Source organism: Mesorhizobium sp. M0802, from assembly GCF_040320115.1.
Lineage (GTDB): Bacteria > Pseudomonadota > Alphaproteobacteria > Rhizobiales > Rhizobiaceae > Mesorhizobium.
On the sequence record NZ_JAMYOY010000004.1, the window covers coordinates 288,073 to 301,986 of the forward strand.

The 13,914-nt window shown below is 63.8% G+C and carries 18 protein-coding genes; 6 read left to right on the top strand and 12 right to left on the bottom strand.

Annotated elements, in window-relative coordinates:
• Positions 1–5: 5 nt before the first annotated feature.
• Positions 6–380 (top strand): nuclear transport factor 2 family protein, encoded by a 375-nt coding sequence (locus NKI10_RS09500; protein ID WP_032893136.1) that lies wholly within the window; start codon positions 6–8, stop codon positions 378–380.
• A gap of 16 nt (positions 381–396) precedes the next feature.
• Positions 397–861: an SRPBCC family protein gene (locus NKI10_RS09505; protein ID WP_023670148.1), complete on the top strand. Its 465-nt coding sequence runs from the start codon at positions 397–399 to the stop codon at positions 859–861.
• Positions 862–890: 29 nt separating this feature from the next.
• Here the strand turns inward: NKI10_RS09505 and NKI10_RS09510 are convergent, their stop codons facing one another.
• The 3 genes from NKI10_RS09510 to NKI10_RS09520 form a co-directional block, all read right to left on the bottom strand.
• The gene (locus tag NKI10_RS09510) at positions 891–1,154 is read right to left on the bottom strand and encodes an ArsR/SmtB family transcription factor (RefSeq protein ID WP_023822283.1); all 264 of its coding nucleotides are present in this window, start codon (positions 1,152–1,154) and stop codon (positions 891–893) included.
• Between the two features lie 32 nt (positions 1,155–1,186).
• Entirely contained in the window at positions 1,187–2,425 is a 1,239-nt protein-coding gene (locus tag NKI10_RS09515; protein WP_023683997.1) for an MFS transporter, read from the bottom strand.
• 96 nt (positions 2,426–2,521) lie between these two features.
• Positions 2,522–2,716, bottom strand: a complete 195-nt coding sequence (locus NKI10_RS09520) for a DUF1192 domain-containing protein (protein ID WP_023670145.1) — start codon at positions 2,714–2,716, stop codon at positions 2,522–2,524.
• Positions 2,717–2,852: 136 nt separating this feature from the next.
• Here NKI10_RS09520 and NKI10_RS09525 point away from each other — a divergent pair, with 136 nt between their 5' ends.
• The 3 genes from NKI10_RS09525 to NKI10_RS09535 all read left to right on the top strand — a co-directional run bounded on the left by NKI10_RS09525 (position 2,853) and on the right by NKI10_RS09535 (position 5,348).
• A complete protein-coding gene (locus NKI10_RS09525; RefSeq protein WP_032893124.1) occupies positions 2,853–3,863 on the top strand; it encodes an NAD(P)H-quinone oxidoreductase in 1,011 nt (336 codons plus the stop codon).
• A 325-nt stretch (positions 3,864–4,188) separates the two neighbouring features.
• A complete protein-coding gene (locus NKI10_RS09530) occupies positions 4,189–4,329 on the top strand; it encodes a DUF1127 domain-containing protein (RefSeq protein ID WP_023670143.1) in 141 nt (46 codons plus the stop codon).
• A 326-nt stretch (positions 4,330–4,655) separates the two neighbouring features.
• On the top strand, positions 4,656–5,348 hold the full coding sequence (locus tag NKI10_RS09535; protein WP_023670142.1) for a DUF1013 domain-containing protein: 693 nt from the start codon (positions 4,656–4,658) through the stop codon (positions 5,346–5,348).
• 63 nt (positions 5,349–5,411) lie between these two features.
• Here the strand turns inward: NKI10_RS09535 and NKI10_RS09540 are convergent, their stop codons facing one another.
• The 3 genes from NKI10_RS09540 to NKI10_RS09550 form a co-directional block, all read right to left on the bottom strand.
• Complete coding sequence (locus NKI10_RS09540; protein ID WP_023683994.1) at positions 5,412–6,131, bottom strand: helix-turn-helix transcriptional regulator; 720 nt, start codon at positions 6,129–6,131, stop codon at positions 5,412–5,414.
• Positions 6,132–6,257: 126 nt separating this feature from the next.
• A complete protein-coding gene (locus NKI10_RS09545; protein ID WP_031199867.1) occupies positions 6,258–6,668 on the bottom strand; it encodes a hypothetical protein in 411 nt (136 codons plus the stop codon).
• Positions 6,669–6,850: 182 nt separating this feature from the next.
• The gene (locus NKI10_RS09550) at positions 6,851–7,021 is read right to left on the bottom strand and encodes a hypothetical protein (RefSeq protein ID WP_023670139.1); all 171 of its coding nucleotides are present in this window, start codon (positions 7,019–7,021) and stop codon (positions 6,851–6,853) included.
• A 204-nt stretch (positions 7,022–7,225) separates the two neighbouring features.
• Between NKI10_RS09550 and NKI10_RS09555 the strand changes: the two genes are divergently transcribed.
• Positions 7,226–7,387: a hypothetical protein gene (locus tag NKI10_RS09555; RefSeq protein WP_023683991.1), complete on the top strand. Its 162-nt coding sequence runs from the start codon at positions 7,226–7,228 to the stop codon at positions 7,385–7,387.
• A gap of 9 nt (positions 7,388–7,396) precedes the next feature.
• Here the strand turns inward: NKI10_RS09555 and NKI10_RS09560 are convergent, their stop codons facing one another.
• The 6 genes from NKI10_RS09560 to NKI10_RS09585 all read right to left on the bottom strand — a co-directional run bounded on the left by NKI10_RS09560 (position 7,397) and on the right by NKI10_RS09585 (position 13,813).
• Positions 7,397–7,717: a hypothetical protein gene (locus NKI10_RS09560; RefSeq protein WP_155924185.1), complete on the bottom strand. Its 321-nt coding sequence runs from the start codon at positions 7,715–7,717 to the stop codon at positions 7,397–7,399.
• Between the two features lie 25 nt (positions 7,718–7,742).
• Positions 7,743–8,456: an SGNH/GDSL hydrolase family protein gene (locus NKI10_RS09565; RefSeq protein WP_023683989.1), complete on the bottom strand. Its 714-nt coding sequence runs from the start codon at positions 8,454–8,456 to the stop codon at positions 7,743–7,745.
• Between the two features lie 62 nt (positions 8,457–8,518).
• Positions 8,519–9,259, bottom strand: a complete 741-nt coding sequence (locus NKI10_RS09570; protein WP_023752897.1) for a DUF899 domain-containing protein — start codon at positions 9,257–9,259, stop codon at positions 8,519–8,521.
• Positions 9,260–9,433: 174 nt separating this feature from the next.
• A complete protein-coding gene (locus NKI10_RS09575; RefSeq protein ID WP_023727302.1) occupies positions 9,434–10,459 on the bottom strand; it encodes a class I fructose-bisphosphate aldolase in 1,026 nt (341 codons plus the stop codon).
• 121 nt (positions 10,460–10,580) lie between these two features.
• Entirely contained in the window at positions 10,581–11,783 is a 1,203-nt protein-coding gene (locus tag NKI10_RS09580) for a phosphoglycerate kinase (protein WP_352597608.1), read from the bottom strand.
• A 143-nt stretch (positions 11,784–11,926) separates the two neighbouring features.
• Positions 11,927–13,813 carry a potassium/proton antiporter gene (locus tag NKI10_RS09585; protein WP_352597609.1) on the bottom strand — a complete coding sequence of 629 codons (1,887 nt, stop codon included), beginning with the start codon at positions 13,811–13,813 and terminating at the stop codon, positions 11,927–11,929.
• Positions 13,814–13,914 lie beyond the last annotated feature (101 nt).

Genomic DNA, 13,914 nt, shown 5'->3' on the forward strand with positions numbered 1-13,914 from the left:
TGACCATGCCCGGCAAAAGCAGAGCGGAGTTGATCCGCGGCTATTTTTCCGCCTACCAGGCGAATAACAAGGCTGCCGTCGCGGCGGTGCTCGCCGACGATTTCACCTTCACCAGCCCCTATGACGACGCCATCGACCGTGCGACCTATTTCGAGCGCTGCTGGCCGGACAGCCCGGCCTTCAGCTCGATCGTCATCGAGCGGATATGCGAGGACGAGGACGCCGCCTTTGTCCTCTATCGCTGCGAGACGGCGGACGGAAAGACCTTCCGCAACACCGAACTGCATCTGTTCCATGGCGACAGGTTGCGCGCCGTCGAAGTCTATTTCGGCGCGTCCTATCGCGACGGCGTCTTCGTCGCGCAGAAACCATCAAGCTGACCAAGAGGACCCGACCATGGCCGAACGATCCGTCGTCCACTCCACCTTCGTCCTCGAGCGCCTCTATCCAGTTGCGCCGGCGAAAGTCTATTTCGCGCTCAGCGATCCGGCCGCCAAGCGGCGCTGGTTCGCCGACCCCGACAACCCGATGACCCACAGGCACGAAATGGATTTTTGCGTCGGCGGCCAGGAGGTCAATGCCGGCGGGCCGAAGGACGGGCCGATCCACACCTATACCGCCACCTATCAGGACATCGTGCCCAACCAGCGCATCGTCTACAGCTACGACATGCTGTTCGGTGATGTCAGAATCTCGGTTTCGCTGGCGACAATTGAGCTTCGCCCGGAAGGCACGGGCACGCGTCTGGTGCTCACCGAGCAGGGCGCGTTTCTCGATGGGCACGACACACCGTCATCGCGCGAGCATGGTACCGGATTCCTGCTCGATGCGCTGGGCAAGGCGCTGGCAACGGACACTTGAAAGCCAGGGAGGCGAGCTGGAATCGCGGCCTATGCTTCCCAGAACTGATCAAGCCAAATATTGAGCTTGAGGAAGCCGCCACTGCTGACTGTATAGACCCGCCTCGTGCCCTCGGCCTTGGCCTGAACCAGACCGGCGTCCAGCAACACTTTCAAATGCTGGGACACGGCCGGGCGGGAGACTGGCAGGCCCGAAGCCAGTTCGTTGACGGTTTTCGGGCCACGCCGGAGCTCTTCCAGAAGATAGCGCCGGTTGGGGTCGGCAATCGCCATGAAGGCGTCAGAAAACATCATGCCTATACTTGTGGGGCAAAGCTTTTCAAATCTCAACCGTCGGCTTCCGCTTTTCTGAGCCGCAGTGCTTCAGGGGTGACCGAGCGATCGGCCGGCTGGGTCTTGAAGGCGTCGCGGTCTTCGATAGGCACCGGCGCGCGGCGGCTGATGCGCAGCAGCGTGTAGGCGGCGAGGCTGAGATGCGCCAGCGCGGTGGCCAGGAACAGGCCTTCGGGGCGGAGCCAGCCCATCAGGGCGGCAGCCAGCAAGGGCCCGATCATGGTTCCGAAGCCATACAGAAGCAGCAGGCCGCCCGAGACCTTGACGAAATCCTCCGATCGGGCGTGGTCGTTGGCATGCGCCACGGCGATCGAATAGAGCGTGTAGGCAAAGGCGCCGTAGGCGGCGGCGAAGACAATGACGAGGACGGCGGAACGCGGTTCGAACAGGAAGATCAGGATGGCGAACAGTGCGGCGCCGAAAGCCGCGCCCGCCAGCACGAAACGGCGGTCGGTCTTGTCGGAGAGGCGTCCGGCCGGAAGCTGCATGGCCGCGCCGGCAATAACGACAAGGCTCATCATCAGTGCGATCTGGGCGGTGGAGATGCCGATACGGGCGCCGTAGACGGCGCCAAGCGTGCCCCAGGCGCCATTGGCGATGCCGACCAACAGGCAGGCGATCGCCGACACCGGCGAGTTGGCGTAGAGACCTTTGACGTCGAGCTTGACGTCCTGCAAAGGCTTGGGAGACGAAGCCGACGACACCGCGGTCGGGATCAGCGACAGGCAGAACAATATGCCGGTGATCATGAACAGCGATGCCGATCTGACGTCGCCGCCGGCAACGATCATCTGGCCGCCCATGATCGAGGCATAGGTGACCATCATGTAGAGGCCGAAGACGGTGCCGCGGTTCTCGTTGGTGGCCTTCTCGTTCAGCCAGCTTTCGATGACCATGAAGGCTCCGGCCATGGTGAAGCCGGTGAAGGCGCGCAGCAGGATCCAGACATATTCGTCGATGATCAGGCCGGTAAGCAACGCCACGATGGCGCCCGAAGCGGCAAAGGCGCCGAACGCCCGGACGTGGCCGGCGCGGCGCACCAGGCGCGGTGCGAAGAAGCAGCCGGTGACGAAGCCACCGGCCCAGGCCGTGCCCATCAGGCCGAGCGATGCGGTCGAAAACCCTTCGAGCTGGCCGCGCAACGGCAACAACAGGCCGTGCAATCCCGAAGCCGCGAGCAGGAAAGCGGTGCCGCGAAGCAGCGAGAGGATCGGCCTGTAGCTTGCAAACATTGTTTGATCCGTCTGGAGATTCGGTGGCGGGGTCTGAAGACAGGCGCATTCGGGCTTTTCGGCGGCGGATGCTCAACGCCGAAACTAACGCGAAAACTAGCCGCGGCGAAACAGGGCTTCGGCCGCCGATTTGGTGCTGCCCTTGGTCTGGAGCTCGGCTTCGAGCCGGGCAATCTCCTCGCGCAGGATGCTGATCCGTTCGGTCAGGTCACCGACCGAAAGCAGCGACAGATCCTGTCCGATCTCATGCGGGCGGGCTTTCTTCTTGGGTTCGTCGTCGAAGATCGCCATCGTCGCTCCTCCCTATTCAGTATTGGGGCTGATTTGGCCATTTGCCTGATCCGGCAATCAGCATACATAGGGCAGGGGCGTAGATGCAAACAGCCGGCAAGAAGCTGGCAGCCGGCGGACCGAGACGGGAAATTTCATGGCGAGCGGACATAAAATTCCAGCCACGATGACGGCCATTGCAATCTCGCAACCGGGCGGGCCGCGGGTGCTGAAACCGGAAACGCGCGACGTGCCGGTGCCTGGTCCCGGCGAAATCCTGATCCGGGTGCGTGCGGCCGGCGTCAACCGCCCCGACGTGCAGCAGCGCAAGGGCGCCTATCCGGCGCCGCCCGGCGCTTCCGACCTGCCCGGTCTCGAGGCATCGGGCGAAGTGGCCGCCCTTGGCGACGAGATATCGCGCTGGCGCATCGGCGACCGGGTCTGCGCGCTGACGCCGGGGGGCGGTTATGCCGAATATGTCAAGGTTCATGCCGGCAGCGTGCTGCCGCTGCCCGCCGGCTTCACCCACACGGAGGCGGCCGCGGTTCCGGAAAACTATTTCACCGTCTGGCACAATGTGTTCGAGCGCGGCGGCCTGAAAAAGGGTGAGACGCTGCTGGTCCATGGCGGCTCATCGGGCATCGGCACCACGGCGATCCAGCTGGCGTCGGCCTTCGGCGCCTATGTCGTCACCACCGCCGGCAGCAAGGAAAAATGCGACGCCTGCCTGAAGCTCGGCGCCGACCGGGCGATCAACTACCGCGAGGAGGATTTCGTCGCGGCGGTCAAGGATGCGACCGGCGGCAAGGGGGCCGACGTCATTCTCGACATGGTCGGCGGCGACTATATCGCGCGCAACTACGAGGCCGCCGCGGTCGAGGGCAGGATCGTCCAGATCGCCGTCCAGGCCGGCGCGGTGGCGAGCGCCGATTTCTCGAAAATCATGGTCAAGCGGCTGACCCACACCGGCTCGACCCTGCGGCCTCGCACGGTCGAGTTCAAGGCGGCGCTCGCCGCCGCACTGGAAGCACAGGTGTGGCCGCTGCTCGGCACCCGGAAGGTAGCGCCGGTGATGGACATGATCTTCCCGCTGACCGACGCCTGGCGGGCGCATGAGCGCCTGGAAGAGGGCGAGCATATAGGCAAGATCGTTCTCGACGTCGGCTAGATGGGGCGAGATTCAGGTGAGGCCGGCCTGCGAATGGCGGCTCCCTGCGCTTCCGGCCTTCGCCGGCCGAAGCCCTCATGAGGGTTGCGGCAGTTAAGGCTACGGCTGGCGTAGGCCGGTTCTCGGGAGCCGCCATTCTCGGCTCGGCCTGGCCTGAATCTCGCCCCATGCTCCGCGCTCAGCCTGTCGGCAAGATGAACAGAAGCTTAATGCTGCAATGCAGCATTTGCATTGCGGCTATGCAAAGACGTCTGTTCAATTCGTGGGCAGCACTGCCTATCTAAGCGTCATCGAAACGATTTGATCCAACAACTGGAGGACAACCATGAACCCGATCCGCGCTTTCCGTAACTGGCGTATGTACAACGAAACCGTGCGCGAGCTGAACAAGCTCAACGCCCGTCAGCTCAGCGACCTCGGCATCAGCCGCGGCGACATCGAGAGGATTGCCCGCAAGGCCATCTAATTCGAAGCATGGTCGGCCAGTGAGGCCTGACCACGCGGCAGAAGCAAGAGCCGCCGCAGACGGTATCCCGTCGCCGGTTCCGAGCCCGCTGGACCCTGTCCGGCGGGTTTTGTCGTCTTGGACCCCCTGTACAACTCGGCATCAATGATCGCCGGAGCCGAGGTCCTCCTGGCCTCCCCCGCTGTCCGGTGTCCGACGGCTGCGCCCTGCGCCAAAAACATTGCGAAACGGCAGCGGAGCGGTTATACAGGCCGCGAATTTCCCATTTTGGTGGCTCTAAACCACCGCCCGCGCGGGAACGCGGGCGAACGAGAAGGATTTTTGAAATGGCCAATACGCTGCTGATGCCCAAGGCGACCGCCGTCTGGCTGGTCGACAACACCGCGCTTTCCTTCGAGCAGATCGCGCAGTTCTGCGGGTTGCATCCGCTCGAGGTCAAGGCGATCGCCGACGGCGAATCGGCGCAGGGCATCAAGGGCATGGATCCGATCATGACCGGACAGCTGACCCGCGACGAGATCGCGCGCGCCGAGAAGGATCCGAACCAGCGCCTGAAACTGTCCGACCCCAAGGTGCGGGTGCCGGAATCCAAGCGCAAGGGTCCCCGCTACACACCGCTGTCGAAGCGCCAGGACCGGCCCAACGCCATCCTGTGGCTGGTCCGCAACCATCCGGAATTGAAGGACGCGCAGATTTCGCGCCTGGTCGGCACGACCAAGTCGACGATCGAACAGATCCGCGAGCGCAAGCACTGGAATTCGGCCAATCTGCAGCCGATGGACCCGGTGACGCTGGGTCTCGCTTCGCAGATCGACCTCGACATGGAAGTCAACCGCGCCTCGCGCGGCCGCGAGCAGGCGCAGCCTGTCGGCGACACGCTGCTGCCGGCTGCCGTGACCGAGCGCCTGGTGCCGGCGCCGGAGAAGCCGAAGGACGAGGATGCCGAGCTCGACGCAAACGCCGTGTTCGCCAAGCTCTCGGCGCTCAAGTCCAAGAAGGAAGATGCGGACGACGAGTAAGGTTTGCGACAGTTCATCAAAAAAGCCCGCTTCGAGCGGGCTTTTTCATTGATTATCGAAGTCTCAGCTGCGCGCCGCCCGGTCCGGCGTCATGCCATAGTCCTCCGAGCGTTCGACGGCGCGGTAGAAGTCGGCAAGCTGCTTGCCTCGCTCAGGCTTGAAGATGCGGCCGGCGATGACCACCGAGGCGATGCGGTCGATGCGGAAGGCGCGGAAATCGTCGCGCATCTCGCACCAGGCAACCAGCGTCCATACCTTGCCCCAGAACCACAGACCGAGCGGACGGATGTCACGCCCGGTGCCGCGGCCGGCCTCGTCGCGGTAGTCGATGGTCAGCACCTGTCGCTTCTCGACAGCGCGCTCGATCACGTCGATCGCCTCACGCGCGGCGTCGCTCACCACCCACATCGGCGTGTGGATCTCGGTGCGGGCGATGCGGTCCTTCTCGGCGTCGGGCAGGACGGCGCCGATCTTGACCAGCGCCTCGTCGGCCGCACGCGCCATGGCCGCGCCGCCAAAGGCCCGCACCATGCGGGCGCCGGCGACCAGCGCGACGATTTCGTCACGCGTGAACATCAGCGGCGGAAGGTCGAAACCCTCCCTCATCATGTAGCCGACGCCGGCCTCGCCGTCGATCGGCACTCCGGTCGACTGCAAATCGGCGATATCGCGGTAGATGGTCCGCTCGGAAACCTCGAGCCATGTGCCGAGCTTCTGGGCGGTGACCAGCCGGCCGCCACGCAGGTGCTGCACGATCTGAAAGAGCCTGTCGGCACGTCGCATCGTATGGTCCCTCGGCTGCTTGTCTATGAATGTCATGGGGCCAAAACCGGTTCCGGGTGACATCCATGTCCTGTTTTATGCTTGTCGTTCTCCCAAAAACCGCTGCGCACTTTTGGGCGACACGCATTATGGTTTAAGTCCTTCGCGCTTGCGCTGCACGGCGACGAATTCCGCGCCGAAGGACAACTTCTTCGTTGTCGGCGTGTTCACGTCGAGCACACGCCAGTACGGCGTGATATCGTTCAGCGTCATGCCGCGTTCGAGATCCTCATTGGCGGCTTCGGCGACGGTTCGCAGATGATAGCCGATGGTGACCGGACATGTCACTTGCGCCCCATGCTCGATGGCGAGCGCGGTGCGCAAGGCGCGTACATCCATCTCGAGGCCGTTGGGGATCGTGCGGATGAAATCATCGACCTGACGGGCCGTCGGCACCAGCATCGGCTGGCCCTCGACGACGTCGCCCATTGTGCGTGGCGTCGGCTTCACGCCGTTGACGCCCGGCGTGTTCAGCCTGTCGTTCCAGCTTTTCACCATTCATGTCTCCTGACACGTTTATGGCATGGTGCTCCTGACAGCATTCTGTCAGGAGCCTTCAGCATTGTCCGTAGCAGGCGCCAAAAGTCTTTGCGCCAGCCCAAGGCGTCGCCGCCCGGGGGTCCATGTCAATGATCCGGGCGTTGCGGGGTCCGCATCCAAGCATTGTCATGTAAAACGCCTCAGATCTCGCGAATGCGGCTGTGACCCTCATACATATCCGGCCAGCCAATGTCCTTGCGGATGTCCGCCGGCAAGGAGTTCAGGAAGCGCTGGGTACGGACTTCATTGCGCATCGTGCGGATCTTGCCGACATAGTGCTGTACGCTGTTCAAAATACCAAAGCTGTTCATGACCATCTCCTCTTCTCTGATGGAGACACTATCGCATACCCCTCCTGACAGCAGTCTGTCAGGAGCATGTCAGCTCGTTGAAGAAAGCTGCGAGGTGCTTGGCGGTCGGTTCGGAAACGAGCCTTTTGTCAGGAATGGCCAAGTCGACCGAGACCATGCAAGAACCGCTTTGACAGCCTGTCGCGATGCTGCTCAAAGGCGGGCATGTCGAAACTCCTCGCGCTCGTCATCATCGGCATGATGGCCATTCAGCTGATCAAGCCGCTCGGCTGGCCGGGCCTGAAGCGGCGCGGCGATTTCTGGAAGCTGGCCCTGATCGCCATGGCGGCCATCGCGCTGGCGGGTGCGCTGGGGCACTGGGCATAGCCTTGAGGGTCAGGTCGGGTCCACCGTTCCCATGGCAATCATCCGGATGGCGTTGAGGCTGGGCACGAAGAAGTAATCGCCACCGCGCGTCGTCATGAATTCCGGCAGGTTCGCCGCAATAAAAGGCGTGGCGTTGGCCGGGCCGGCCGGAATGACATGCTTGCTCGATTCGGCGCGGTTGCCGGTCAGCGTGCAGGTGTCGTTGCCGGTTTCGGAATCCAGGCCGTAGCTCGTCCATTGCTGCTGGATGATATTCTGGCTCAGATCCATTGGAAGCAGGCTGCAATCAACAGTATTTGGAAATACTCGCGTCAGTTCTCTGAAGCCCACCAGTCCGAGCTTGTGCCCCCTCAGGTCAATCGGCGAGCACCCATCCGACCAGATGTTCGGCCCAGGCGCGGTAACCGGCTTCCGAGGCATGAAAGCCATCGGAGGCAAAGCCGGCCTCAGGGTTGGTGATCGGCAGCCGTGGCGCCGGCACGGCGCCGCGCTCGAAACAGAGGCGCTCGCCCATGCGGTTCATTGCGGTAGCGCGGATTTCGAGTATCTTGCCGAGCAGCGGCGGCATGGCCGGCGCACGGGTGAATTCCAGCACCGGCGACCAGACGACGCGGGCCTCCGGCCATTTGGCGCGCAGCGCGTAAAGCAGGCCGCCGAACTCTTTCTTGAAGCGCGGCACCGAGTGGAAATTCTTGGTGTCGTTGGTGCCGATGGCCAGCACTATATGCGTCCACCGATCGGCCGACAGATTGGGCAGCACATGGTCGCGGATCTGGCCCGACGTTGCCGAGTTGAAGCCGGCGGCGCGCCAGCGCACGGCAAGGCCGGTTCGCTGCGCGATCATGACGGCAAGCTGCGCGGCAAGCCCGTTCTCGGAATTGCCGATGCCGACGGAAGCGGCCGAGGAATCGCCCAGCACCAGCAGCGAGATGGCCGGCGCCTTGCCCGATATTTCGTGCATGACCGGCCCTTGTGCCGGCAGCATGCGGGTGGTGCGGCGGCGCACGCCGAGGCCCTGCCAGACATAGACGGGGTAGGCGAGCCAGGTAAGAAGGGCCGGGAAGCGCATGGCAATACCGTTAGAGGTTAACGGCAGCCTTAGCGCATGTTTGGGCGCAGGTGAACGCGCTTCTAGTCGCAGCAGTTTTCCTTAGCCGCCTGCTTTTCCTGATATTCGTCATGCAGCCGCACCCAGTCCATCAGGCTTTGATAAGGGCCATTTTCGCCGCGGCCCTTCGGCGTCATATCGAGATAGTCATAGGTGCCGATCTGCGCCTCGCCGCCGCGGGCGCGCGACATAAAGGTGAGAAAGATGTCGCCGTTCTCGTCCTTGTAGAAAACACTGGTGCCGGGAAGGTCCTTTGACGTGCGCGGACGCGTCTCGAAATTGTAGGTGGTGTCGCCGGCCGCGATCTGCTTGTCGGTGAAGGAGACCTGCATGTCGAAGTTGAAATCCGAGGCGTAGGACGACACCCAGTCGAATTTCCAGCCCATACGCTGCTTGTAAGGCAGCAGTTCCGCCAGCGGCGCGCGCGCAACCACCACCAGCGACACGTCGTGGCGCCTGAGATGCTGATCGGCGCCGTCTATATGGTCGGCAAGGAAGGAGCAGCCTTCGCAGCGGTGGTTCGATCCTGGCGTCATCATGAAGTGGTAGACGATCAGTTGGCTGTTGGCGCCGAACAGTCCGGCCAGGTTCTTCGGACCCTGCTCGGTCTCGAAGACATAGTCCTTGCGGATTTTCATCCAGGGCAGTTCACGCCGCTCGGCGGCGATGCGCTCACGCAACCGTGTCAATTCCTTCTCGCGCGCCAGATGCGCCTTGTGCGCCTCAAACCAGTCTTCACGCGAAACCACCTTCTTGCGAGTCATGAAGTTCTCCCTGTCTGTTCACCCAAGGACGTTTGGGGTGGGCAGAAACCGACATCGCCGTCAGCTTTTGCCGAAAAGGAGATAAGGATGGGCGAACTCCGTCCCAAGCCCGCCTTGTCATAAACAAAACCCGGGCGCATCGGCCCGGGTTGTATGACAACGGGAGGACTGCGCTCAGGCGGCCTGTTCGAGGCTCGCCGTCCATCGTCCCAGCGCCGCCAGATGGTTCATGTGGGCACGATGGGTGAAGGCGGCCTGGCCGGAGGCGACGTTCGATGCCTTGCCGCTCCAGGCCTTTTGTGGGGCGGCCTGCAAGGCGCGGCCATAGGAGAAGGTCAGCTTCCACGGATGCGGCCCGATGGCGTTGATGGCGTTGAGGTTGGCGGTCGCCTCCTCGTCCGACTGCCCGCCCGAAAGGAAGGCGATGCCCGGCACCGCTGCCGGTACGGTTTCGCGGAACAGTTTTATGGTCTTTTCCGCGACCTCTTCGGGGCTGCTCACCTTGCCCGACTTCCTGCCGGCCAGCACCATGTTCGGCTTCAGGATGGTGCCTTCCAGCACAACGCGCGCCGCATGCAGCTCGTCATAGAGCTTGATCAGCGTTGCCTTCGAGATGTCGTAGCAGGTGTCGATGTCGTGCGCGCCGTCCATCAGCACTTCCGGCTCGACGATCGGCACGATGCCGGCCTCCTGGCACAGTGCGGCATAGCGGGCCAGCGCATGGGCGTTGGAGCCAATCGAATTGACCGAGGGCACGCCCTTGCCGGTGTCGATGTCGATCACCGCGCGCCATTTGGCGAAGCGGGCGCCGAGCTTGTAATAATCCGCGAGCCGTTCGCGCAGGCCGTCGAGGCCTTCGGTAACGGTATCGCCGGGAAAGCCGGCCAGCGGCTTGGCGCCGGCGTCGACCTTGATGCCGGGGATGGCGCCCGCCGCCTTGATGATGTCGACCAGAGGCGTGCCGTCGGCAGCCTTCTGACGGATGGTCTCGTCGTAGAGAATGACGCCGGAGATGTACTTCGTCATCGCGTCCGTGGCGCGGAACATCATCTCGCGGTAGTCGCGGCGGCTATCGGCGGTCGATTCGACGCCGATAACGTCGAAGCGCTTCTTGATGGTGCCGGAGCTCTCATCGGCGGCCAGCAGGCCCTTGCCGCCGGCCACCATCGCGGCGGCAATGTCTTCGAGACGTTCGCTCATTTTTCTTCTCCTAAGGGGGTACGTTCCGCGCGTAACGGAAGTCTACCGCCAAAGGAATGGGATCGGAAAGCTCGAATCGAATTGAAAGTTCCTGGCGTCCGTTTTTGCGCCCCCGATCCGGTCAGGCTTGTTTCTTCAGCACGTCGACGCCGGGCAGCGGCTTGCCTTCCATCCATTCGAGGAAAGCGCCGCCGGCGGTCGAGACATAGGTGAAGTCGTCGGCGACGCCGGCATGGTTGAGGGCGGCCACCGTATCGCCGCCACCGGCGACCGAGACCAGCTTGCCGGCCCTGGTGCGGGCCGCCGCGTGCCTGGCCGCCGCCACCGTGGCGTGGTCGAAAGGCTCGATCTCGAAGGCGCCGAGCGGGCCGTTCCAGACCAGCGTCGCGGCGCGGTCGATCCATTCACCGATCGTCTTCACGGTCTTTTCGCCGACATCGAGGATCATGCCGTCAGCCGGGACATCCGAAATGGCAACGGTCTCGCTGGCCGCACCCGCCTTGAATTCCTTGGCGACGACACCGTCGACAGGCAGGATGATGGCGCAGCCGGCTTCGGCGGCCTCGATCATGATCTGCTTGGCGGTCGCGGCAAGGTCATGCTCGCACAGCGACTTGCCGACAGCGGTGCCACGCGCGGCGAGAAAAGTGTTGGCCATGCCGCCGCCGATCACCAGCGCGTCGACCTTCTTCACCAGGTTCATCAACAGGTCGATCTTGGTCGAAACCTTGGCGCCGCCGACAATGGCGACGACAGGGCGGATCGGATTGCCGAGCCCCTTCTCCAGCGCCTCGAGCTCGGCCTGCATGGTGCGGCCGGCATAGGACGGCAACAGCCGCGCCAGGCCTTCGGTCGAGGAGTGCGCCCGGTGGGCGGCGGAAAAGGCGTCGTTGACGAAGATATCGCCATTGGCGGCGAGCCGCTCTGTGAAATCAGGGTCGTTCTTCTCCTCGGTCTTGTGGAAGCGGGTGTTTTCCAGCAGCAGCACATCGCCCTTGTTCATGGCGGCGACCGCACTGCCCGCCGTGTCGCCGACGCAATCGCCGGCAAAGCCGACCGGGCGGCCAAGCACCTCCGCGGTAGCCTTGGCGATCGGCTCCAGCGAAAATTCGGGCGAGGGACCATCCTTCGGGCGGCCGAAATGCGCGAGCAGTATGACCTTGGCGCCCTTGCCGGACAGCTCGGCGATGGTCGGTGCGATGCGTTCGATGCGGGTGGCGTCGGTGACCTTGCCGTCGGCGACGGGCACGTTGAGGTCGACGCGCACCAGCACGCGCTTGCCGCTGATATTGCCGATATCGTCGAGTGTCTTGAAGGCGGCCATGCTGATACCTTTCGTGAAAATCGCCGGGACCATACCTCGCATCGATCACGATGCAAGGCTTGAGCCGGGGTGCGAGCTAAATTTTGAGATCAAGGCGAAGGCTGTCGTGATGATGCGGGACGTCAGCGTGAACCGATCGCTTGTCAGCCTTCGGTCGTTATCTTTTCCACCGTCGGCTCAAGGGCCTTCTCATTGGCTGCCGCCTCTGCAGTCTGCGTCTCGGTCGGCTTGCGCCAGTTGCGGATGAAGGCGGAGACACGATCGCCGATCTCGCCGGCGCTCAGGAACACCGGAACCCGCGCCACCGGCGCGGTCGGCTCGAAGGAGAGGCCGAGACCGGTGATCTTGCCCTTGTCGTCGACGTCGCGGACGATCAATTCGATCGGGCCGATCAGCACCCGGTCGGCATATTCGGCATGGCCGCCAAGCCTTGCCGTCACCAGCGCGCCGACGGTGAGCTTCTGCTCGGCTTCGCTCAATCCCGGTGTGTATGCGGCCTCGAGCTCTGCGGCCGAGCGGGCGGGATCGACGGCGAAGGCGCCGAAGAAGTCGGCATCCTCGGGGTCGACTACGGCGCGGCTGGCAAACAGCTTGTCAAGCAGGCGCGGATAGCGGTCGGGCACGAAGATATAAACCTGGTCGCCGGCCGCGAGCCGGCCCATGTCCTGGAAACGCATCGAGCGGCCGTCGCGCAGCACCAACGAGGGCCGTGCCCAGCGCGGGATACGCTCGCCGCGCGCCACCGGGCTGCCGGGCGCCACGCGGTAGGCGAGCAGTTCGTGATGGGCGGAGCCCGGCAGTTCGAGTTCGACCTTGTCGAGCGGCCCGAGCCTCGCCGGCACGATCAGGCCGAGCCGGCGCGCCAGCGGACCGACCGACCAGCCCTGCACCACCAGCGATACCAGCACGATGATGAAGGCGACGTTGAAGATGGTGCGGCCGTTCTCCAGTCCGCCGAGCAGCGGGGTGATGGCAAGCAGGATGGACACGGCGCCGCGCAGGCCGACCCAGGAGACGAAGGCGATCTCGGGACGCGGCAGGCGGAACGGGATAAGGCAGAGCCAGACGGCGACAGGGCGCGCGACAAACATCAGGAATAGGCCGAGCAGCACCGCCGGCACCATGATCGCCGGAAACTGCGAGGGTGTCGCGAACAGGCCGAGGATCAGGAACATGATGATCTGTGCCAGCCACGACATGCCGTCCTGGAAGCGCTTCAGGATGGTGACGGCGCGGATGTCGGAGTTGCCGGCAATGAGCCCGGCGAGATAGACCGCCAGGAAGCCCGAGCCGCCAATGGCGCCGGCCGCGGCGAACACCATCAGTGACAGGGTCAGCACGAAGATCGGCAGCAAGCCATGGTCAAGGTTGAGCCGGTCGACGAGGCGCACGATGCCGAGCCCGCCAAGCACGCCGACGACGGCGCCGAGCCCCATATTGAGCAGGAAGCCGAGGATCAGGTCGGTGACCAGCACATGGGTCTCGGGATTGGCGTGGGCGGCGATGATCTCGACCAGCGTGATGGTCAGGAAGATGGCGATCGGGTCGTTGGTGCCGGATTCGACTTCCAGTGTCGCGCGCACGCGTTCGCGCAGATTGATCTCGCCGGCGCGTAGCAGGAAGAAGACGGCCGCCGCATCGGTCGAGGCGACCGCGGCGCCGAGCAGGAAGGATTCCAGCCAGCTGAGGTCGAGCAGGTAATAGGCGGCGGCGCCGAACAGGCCAGTGGTCAGGATTACGCCGAAGGTCGCCAGCGACACCGCCGGTCCGGCCGCCTGGCGCAGCGCGTTGAGCGGCGTGCCGAAACCGGAATCGAACAGGATGACCGCCAGCGCCAGTGAGCCGGCAAAATATGCCACGCGCGCATTGTCGAATTCGATACCGAGACCATCGACGCCGCTGGCGAGGCCGATGCAGAGGAAGAGCAGCAGCAAAGGGGCGCCGAAGCGGAAGGCGATCAGGCTCGAGAACGCTGCGGCGACGACTAGCGCTGTGCCGACCAGCGTGACGAGATAGATCGCATGCTCCATCGGTGATTTGCCCCTCGAATTCCTCTTTCTACCGATTCACGGGAGAGTGGGGCGAAGGCATGGCCGGTGCAAGGCGCAAGGATGGCTTTTTGCCTTATGCC

What these genes read in the sequence shown, in the direction of transcription:
- NKI10_RS09575 (WP_023727302.1), bottom strand. Translation starts at nt 10,459, where the DNA reads ATGAGCGAACGTCTCGAAGACATTGCCGCCGCGATGGTGGCCGGCGGC.
- NKI10_RS09585 (WP_352597609.1), bottom strand. Translation starts at nt 13,813, where the DNA reads ATGGAGCATGCGATCTATCTCGTCACGCTGGTCGGCACAGCGCTAGTC.
- NKI10_RS09555 (WP_023683991.1), top strand. Translation starts at nt 7,226, where the DNA reads ATGTCGAAACTCCTCGCGCTCGTCATCATCGGCATGATGGCCATTCAG.
- NKI10_RS09570 (WP_023752897.1), bottom strand. Translation starts at nt 9,259, where the DNA reads ATGACTCGCAAGAAGGTGGTTTCGCGTGAAGACTGGTTTGAGGCGCAC.
- NKI10_RS09530 (WP_023670143.1), top strand. Translation starts at nt 4,189, where the DNA reads ATGAACCCGATCCGCGCTTTCCGTAACTGGCGTATGTACAACGAAACC.
- NKI10_RS09580 (WP_352597608.1), bottom strand. Translation starts at nt 11,783, where the DNA reads ATGGCCGCCTTCAAGACACTCGACGATATCGGCAATATCAGCGGCAAG.
- NKI10_RS09515 (WP_023683997.1), bottom strand. Translation starts at nt 2,425, where the DNA reads ATGTTTGCAAGCTACAGGCCGATCCTCTCGCTGCTTCGCGGCACCGCT.
- NKI10_RS09565 (WP_023683989.1), bottom strand. Translation starts at nt 8,456, where the DNA reads ATGCGCTTCCCGGCCCTTCTTACCTGGCTCGCCTACCCCGTCTATGTC.
- NKI10_RS09525 (WP_032893124.1), top strand. Translation starts at nt 2,853, where the DNA reads ATGGCGAGCGGACATAAAATTCCAGCCACGATGACGGCCATTGCAATC.
- NKI10_RS09510 (WP_023822283.1), bottom strand. Translation starts at nt 1,154, where the DNA reads ATGATGTTTTCTGACGCCTTCATGGCGATTGCCGACCCCAACCGGCGC.
- NKI10_RS09550 (WP_023670139.1), bottom strand. Translation starts at nt 7,021, where the DNA reads ATGAACAGCTTTGGTATTTTGAACAGCGTACAGCACTATGTCGGCAAG.
- NKI10_RS09535 (WP_023670142.1), top strand. Translation starts at nt 4,656, where the DNA reads ATGGCCAATACGCTGCTGATGCCCAAGGCGACCGCCGTCTGGCTGGTC.
- NKI10_RS09500 (WP_032893136.1), top strand. Translation starts at nt 6, where the DNA reads ATGCCCGGCAAAAGCAGAGCGGAGTTGATCCGCGGCTATTTTTCCGCC.
- NKI10_RS09540 (WP_023683994.1), bottom strand. Translation starts at nt 6,131, where the DNA reads ATGCGACGTGCCGACAGGCTCTTTCAGATCGTGCAGCACCTGCGTGGC.
- NKI10_RS09545 (WP_031199867.1), bottom strand. Translation starts at nt 6,668, where the DNA reads ATGGTGAAAAGCTGGAACGACAGGCTGAACACGCCGGGCGTCAACGGC.
- NKI10_RS09520 (WP_023670145.1), bottom strand. Translation starts at nt 2,716, where the DNA reads ATGGCGATCTTCGACGACGAACCCAAGAAGAAAGCCCGCCCGCATGAG.
- NKI10_RS09505 (WP_023670148.1), top strand. Translation starts at nt 397, where the DNA reads ATGGCCGAACGATCCGTCGTCCACTCCACCTTCGTCCTCGAGCGCCTC.